Origin of the sequence: Pseudomonas sp. UBA3153 (assembly GCF_002364635.1) — a bacterium.
GTDB lineage: Bacteria > Pseudomonadota > Gammaproteobacteria > Pseudomonadales > Pseudomonadaceae > Pseudomonas_O > Pseudomonas_O kuykendallii.
The window spans coordinates 1-6063 of sequence record NZ_DEYR01000087.1; the positions used below are offsets into that span (position 1 = coordinate 1).

Genomic DNA, 6063 nt, shown 5'->3' on the forward strand with positions numbered 1-6063 from the left:
CGTCGGGCGGCAGTTTGCGGCGGTGCGCCAGCACCAGTTCGGCCACCGCCGCGACATCCTCGGCGCCGATCCGCGCGTGGCCCTGCCAGGCCGCGTGCGCGCAGGCAGCGCGCAGCAGCACCAGGTCGGCGCGCACGCCTTCCACGCCGGCGGCATAACAGAGGTCGCTGACCTGGCGGTGCAGCGCATCGCTGAATTCCAGTTGGCCGGCCTTCGCCCGCGCCCGTTCCAGGCGCTGCGTCAGTGCCTCCAGCGCCGCGCGCTGGCCTTCGACGAAGCCCTGCGGGTCGCGGTCGAACTGCAGGCGGCTGCGCACGATGGCCTCACGCGCCGCCGGCTCGATGCGTTCGCCGAGGCGCACGAACAGGCCGAAGCGGTCGAGCAGTTGCGGACGCAGTTCGCCCTCTTCCGGGTTCATGGTGCCGACCAGGGCGATGCGCGCCTCGTGCTGGTGGGAAATGCCGTCGCGCTCGATGCGGTTGACCCCGCTGGCGCAGACGTCCAGCAGCAGGTCGACCAGCGCATCCGCCAGCAGGTTGACCTCGTCGACGTAGAGCACGCCGCCGTCGGCGCGGGCCAACAGGCCGGGGCGGAAATCCACGCGGCCGTCCTGCAGCGCCGCCTGGATGTCCAGCGAGCCCACCAGCTGTTCCTCGCTGGCGCCCAGCGGCAGGTTGACGAAGCGCCCGGCCGGCAGCAGGTCGGCCAGCGCGCGGGCACTGGTGGACTTGGCGGTGCCGCGCGGCCCCTCGATCAGCACGCCGCCGATCTGCGGGTCGATGGCCGCCAGCAGCAGCGCCAGTTGCAGCTGCGGCTGGCCATGCAGGGCGGAGAACGGGAAATGTGGGCGGTTCATGGGATTAGTCTTCCAGATGCTGTTCGGCGGCGATCAGATGGTTTTCGATGCGTTCGCGGTAATCGCCCGGCGCTTGCCAGAGGCCGCGCTGGATGGCTTCGAGCAGGCGCTCGCTGATTTCCAGAAGGGCGTCGGGGTTGTGCCGCTGGAGGAATTCGCGGGTCGACGGATCGCCCAGGTACGCCTCCGTCAGGCTGGCGTACTGGTCGTCGCGGACCACGCCGGTGGTGGCGTCGAAGGCGAACAGGTAGTCCACGGTCGCGGCCATCTCGAAGGCGCCCTTGTAGCCGTGGCGCTTCACGCCATCGATCCACTTCGGGTTGGTCACCCGCGCGCGCATCACACGGCTGATTTCCTCGGCCAGGTTGCGCACCTTCGGCGCCTGCGGGTTGCTGTGGTCGCCGAAGAGCATCGCCGGCTGCGTGCCGGAGAGGTGCCGCGCGGCCGCGCTCATGCCGCCGTGGAACTGGTAGTAGTCGTCGGAATCCAGCAGGTCGTGCTCGCGGTTGTCCTGGTTCTGCACCACCGCCTGGACCTGCGCCAGGCGCCGGGCGAACCCGTCGCGGTCCTGCGCGCCGTAGACCTTCTGCCCGTAGGCGTAGCCGCCCCAGTTCAGATAGGCGGCGGCCAGGTCGGCGTCGGTTTGCCAGTCGCGCGAGTCGATCAGCCCCTGCAGGCCCGCGCCGTAGGCACCGGGCTTGGCGCCGAAGACGCGGAAGCCGGCCTGCTGGCGCGCGCTGTCGGCGTCCAGTCCCTGGGCCTGCAATTCGGCGGTCTCGCGGCGGATGCGCGCGCGGATCGGGTTGATGTCTTCCGGCTCGTCCAGCTCGGCGACGCGCTGCACGGCGGCGTCGAACATCTGCATGACGTTGGCGAAGGCGTCGCGGAAGAAGCCCGACACGCGCAGGGTGACGTCGACCCGCGGGCGGTCCAGGCGCTTGCCCGGCAGCACCTCGAAATCGGTGACGCGAAAACTCCCCTCGGCCCACTGCGGGCGCACGCCGAGCAGGGCGAAAGCCTGGGCGATGTCGTCGCCGCCGGTGCGCATGGTCGCCGTGCCCCACACCGAGAGGCCGATGCTGCGCGGGTAGTCGCCGTTGTCCTGGACGAAGCGCTCGACCAGCAGCGCGGCGGATTTCTCGCCCAGCGCCCAGGCGGTCGGCGTGGGGATCATCCGCGTGTCGACGGAGAAGAAGTTGCGCCCGGTGGGCAGCACGTCCGGCCGCCCGCGCGACGGTGCCCCGCTCGGCCCCGGCGGCACGAATCGACCGGCCAGGCCGCGACACAGCTGATACAGCTCCTGCGTTCCGCAGGCTTGCAGGCGCGGGCGCAGATCACCCTCGACGCGCTGCATGACGGCGGAGGTGCGCGCCCACTCGGGGTCGGGCGCGCGCCGGGCGCCCTCCTCCAGCAACCCCAGCGCCAGCAACTCCAGCCGCTCGCGGGTATCGCCGCGGGTGCGCCAGGGCTGTTCGTCGACATCCGCCAGGGCGGCCGGTCTTGCGCCGCTCCACGGCAAGCTCCAGTCGTCGTCCAGCGGATCGAAATCCGCGCCCGGCAACAGGTCCTGGGCCAGCGCGCGGACCAGGCTGGCGTTGCCGCCCAGGCCGTCGCCGACGCCGTGCCGCGCCAGGGCCAGCAGGGTGTCGCGTTGCAGGCGGCCCTGCGGCGAGCGGCCGAACACGTGCAGGCCGTCGCGGATCTGGCTTTCCTTCAGCTCGCAGAGGTAGCTGTCGGTGCGGTTGAGCAGCAGTTGTTCCTCCTCGGCGTTGCGCGGGGTTTCCAGGCCGAGGTCGGCGTGCAGGTTCTGCGCGGTGATCAGCCCGAGGATCTGCTTGCGCAGCAGCCCGGAGCGCCGCGGGTCGAGGGTCAGCGCCTCGTAGAATTCGTCGATCAGGCGCTCCAGGTCGCGGGTCGGGCCGTAGCTTTCGGCGCGCGTCAGCGGCGGCATCAGGTGATCGATGATCACCGCCTGGGCGCGGCGCTTGGCCTGGGTGCCCTCGCCCGGATCGTTCACGATGAACGGATACAGGTGCGGCATCGGGCCGAACACCAGGTCCGGCCAGCATTCCTCGCTCAGCGCGACGCTCTTGCCCGGCAGCCATTCCAGGTTGCCGTGCTTGCCGACATGGACGATGGCGTCGCTGGACCAGTGCTCGCGCAGCCACAGGTAGAACGCCAGGTAGTAATGCGGCGGCACCAGGTCCGGGTCGTGGTAGTTGGCCTTCTGGTCGAGGTGATAGCCGCGCGCCGGCTGGATGCCGACGAACACCTGGCCGAGGCGCACGCCGGCGATCATGAAGCGGCCCTGGCGCAGCATCGGGTCCTGCTCCGGCGCGCCCCAGCGGGCGACGATGGCGGCGCGGCTGGCTGCCGGCAGGCTGTCGAAGAAGCGCTGGTAATCGGCCAGCGCCAGGCTCTGCTTCGCCGGGCGCAGCGCCCACTGGTCGGGGTCGTTGGTGACGCCCTGCTTGAGCAGGTGCATCAGCGCGTCGCCGTCGGCGGGAATGCCGTTTACCGCGTAGCCCTCATCGGCCAGGCGGCGGAGGATTTCGATCGCCGAGGCCGGCGTGTCCAGGCCGACGCCGTTGCCGAGACGGCCCTCGCGGGTCGGATAGTTCGCCAGCACCAGCGCCAGGCGTTTCTGCGGATTGGCCAGCGCACGCAGCCGGCACCAGCGCCGCGCCAGCGCGCAGACGAAATCGATGCGTTCCTCCAGCGGCTGGTACTCCACCACGTCGCTCTGGGTCAGCGCGCTGCGCACGCCGAAGCCCTTGAAGCTCACCGCGCGGCTGATGATGCGTCCGTCGACTTCCGGCAGGGCCACGTGCATGGCCATGTCGCGCGGCGCCAGGCCGTGCGGATCGGCGCGCCAGCTCTGCTGGTTGCCGCCGGAAAGCACCACCTGCAGCACCGGGATGTCGCCGGCCAGGGCGTGGTCGCCGGGATCGTCCATCGCCGACTGGGAGAACGCCGTGGTGTTGAGAATCAGCGCCACGTCATTGCCTGCGCAGAGTTCGCGCAGGCTGCTCAGGCACAGCGGGTCCTTGAGCGACAGCAGCGCGATCGGCAGCGGGTTCAGCCCCTGCGCCAGCAGGCGCTCGCACAGCGCGGCGAACACCCGCGTGTTACCGGCCTGCAGGTGCGCGCGGTAGAACAGCAGCGCCACGCAGGGCGCGCCGGCGACCCACTGCGCCTGCCAGTCGGCCACGCCGGCGTTGTCCTGCGCGGGGTGGAACACGGCGATCGGCGGCAGCGCGCGCGGTGGCCGTGGCGCCCCGTCGAGGCCGAAGAACTGCGCGCCGAGGAAACGGTACAACTCGCGCGCGTTGCCCGCGCCGCCCTCGCGCAGGTAACGCCAGAGCGTATGGCAGGTCGGCGCGTCGACGGTGCTCAGCGCGGTGAGGTTGGGGTCCTCGCTCATGTCGCCGGAGAACATCGCCAGGGCGAGGCCCTTGCGCCGGCACAGCGCGACCACCTGTTCGGTGCCATAGGGCCAGTAGCTTTCGCCGCCCAGGTGATCGATGACGATCAGCCGCGCGTGCTGCAGCACCTCGTCCAGGTACAGGTCGATGGAGGCGTGCTGGCGCAGGTGCATCAGGTTCGCCAGGCGCACCGACGGATAGGCGACGTCCGCCGCGCCGGCCTGCGGATGGGCGGCGGCGAGCAGCGCCAGGGTGGTGTCGGCGGCGCTGAGGATGACGATGTCCGCCGGGTCCTGTTCGAGGCGGGTGATGATCGCCCCGCTCTCGTCCACGTATCCGCCGGGCAGCGCCGTCAGCATGTGCATCGGCTCAGCCCTCGACCACGGCGGCCTGCAGCGCGTCCTGCAACGCCTGGGCGTCCAGCGCCTGGCCGATCAGCACCAGGTGCGTGGACGGCGTTTCGTCGGCGTTCCAGCGGCGGTCGAAGTAGCTGTCGAACCGCTGGCCGACGCCATGCACGACCAGCCGCATCGGCTTGCCCGGCAGCGCCACGAAACCCTTGATGCGATAGATGGCGTGCTGCTCGACCAGCACCTGCAGGCTCGCCAGCAGGCGCTCGCGGTCGACCTGCGGCAGCTTCACCACCACCGAATCGAACAGGTCGTGGTCGTGCTCCTCGCCCTCTTCATGATCGTGGTGGCTTTCGCGCAGGTGGATGGTTTCCTCCGAGGCGCTGGACAACCCGAGGATCAGCTCCAGATCGAGACGACCCTTGTCGCTGGCGATCACCTTGACCTGCGCCGGCAGTTCCTCGCGCACCAGCGTGGTGACCTGCTCGACGGCGGCCGGCGCGACCAGGTCGGTCTTGCTCAGCACCACCAGGTCCGCGGCCATCAACTGGTCCTCGAACAGCTCGTGCAGCGGCGATTCGTGGTCCAGGTTGGGATCGGCGCGGCGCTGCTCGTCCACCGCCTGAGGGTTGGCGGCGAACTGGCCGGCGGCCGCCGCCGGCACGTCCACCAGCGTGACCACCGCATCGACGGTGCAGGCGTTCTTGATCTCCGGCCAGTGGAAGGCTTGCACCAGCGGCTTGGGCAGCGCCAGGCCCGAGGTTTCGATGAGGATGTGGTCGATGTCGCCGCGGCGCTCGATCAGCTCGCGCATCACCGGATAGAACTCCTCCTGCACGGTGCAGCACATGCAGCCGTTGGACAGCTCGTAGAGCTGGCCGGCCTGCTCCACGCCGTCTTCGTCGCAACCGATGCCGCAGCCGCGCAGGATGTCGCCGTCGATGCCCAGCTCGCCGAATTCGTTGACGATCACCGCGATGCGGCGACCATCGGCGTTCTCCAGGATGTGGCGCAGTAGCGTGGTCTTACCGCTGCCGAGAAAGCCGGTGACGATGGTGACGGGAATCTTGGCCTGGCTGGACATGGGTTTTCCTCTGAAGATCGATAAGGCTTTCGTGGGTCACGCGGGATGAGCGGATCGCCCTGGCAAACACCGGCTGGTGGGCTGCTCTGGAAATCGGTTCATCGGTAAAACGAACGCTTCGTAGGGTGGGTCGCGCTTCACCGACCCACCGGGCGGTGTCACCGTGGAGAGAATCGCCCTACCGGACTCCGCTCGGTGGGTTACGCGGCGGTAACCCCCTGCGTTGCGGCCATTCATCCTGCGCATGCGCCGCTAACCCACCCTACGTAGTGCTGTTCTGGAAATCGGTTCATCGCTAAAGCGAACGCCTTCGTAGGGTGGGTCACGCTTCACCGACCCACCGGGCGG

General features: G+C 69.8%; 3 protein-coding genes. All 3 read right to left on the reverse strand.

Features of this window, described 5'->3' with window-relative positions; translation table 11 throughout:
• The coding region (locus B2X67_RS18485; RefSeq protein WP_286786404.1) for an ATP-binding protein at positions 1 to 856 on the reverse strand (856 nt) is incomplete at its 3' end.
• Between the two features lie 4 nt (positions 857 to 860).
• Entirely contained in the window at positions 861 to 4646 is a 3786-nt protein-coding gene (gene cobN, locus B2X67_RS18490) for a cobaltochelatase subunit CobN (protein WP_286786405.1), read from the reverse strand.
• 4 nt (positions 4647 to 4650) lie between these two features.
• Positions 4651 to 5715: a cobalamin biosynthesis protein CobW gene (cobW, locus tag B2X67_RS18495; RefSeq protein ID WP_286786406.1), complete on the reverse strand. Its 1065-nt coding sequence runs from the start codon at positions 5713 to 5715 to the stop codon at positions 4651 to 4653.
• Positions 5716 to 6063 lie beyond the last annotated feature (348 nt).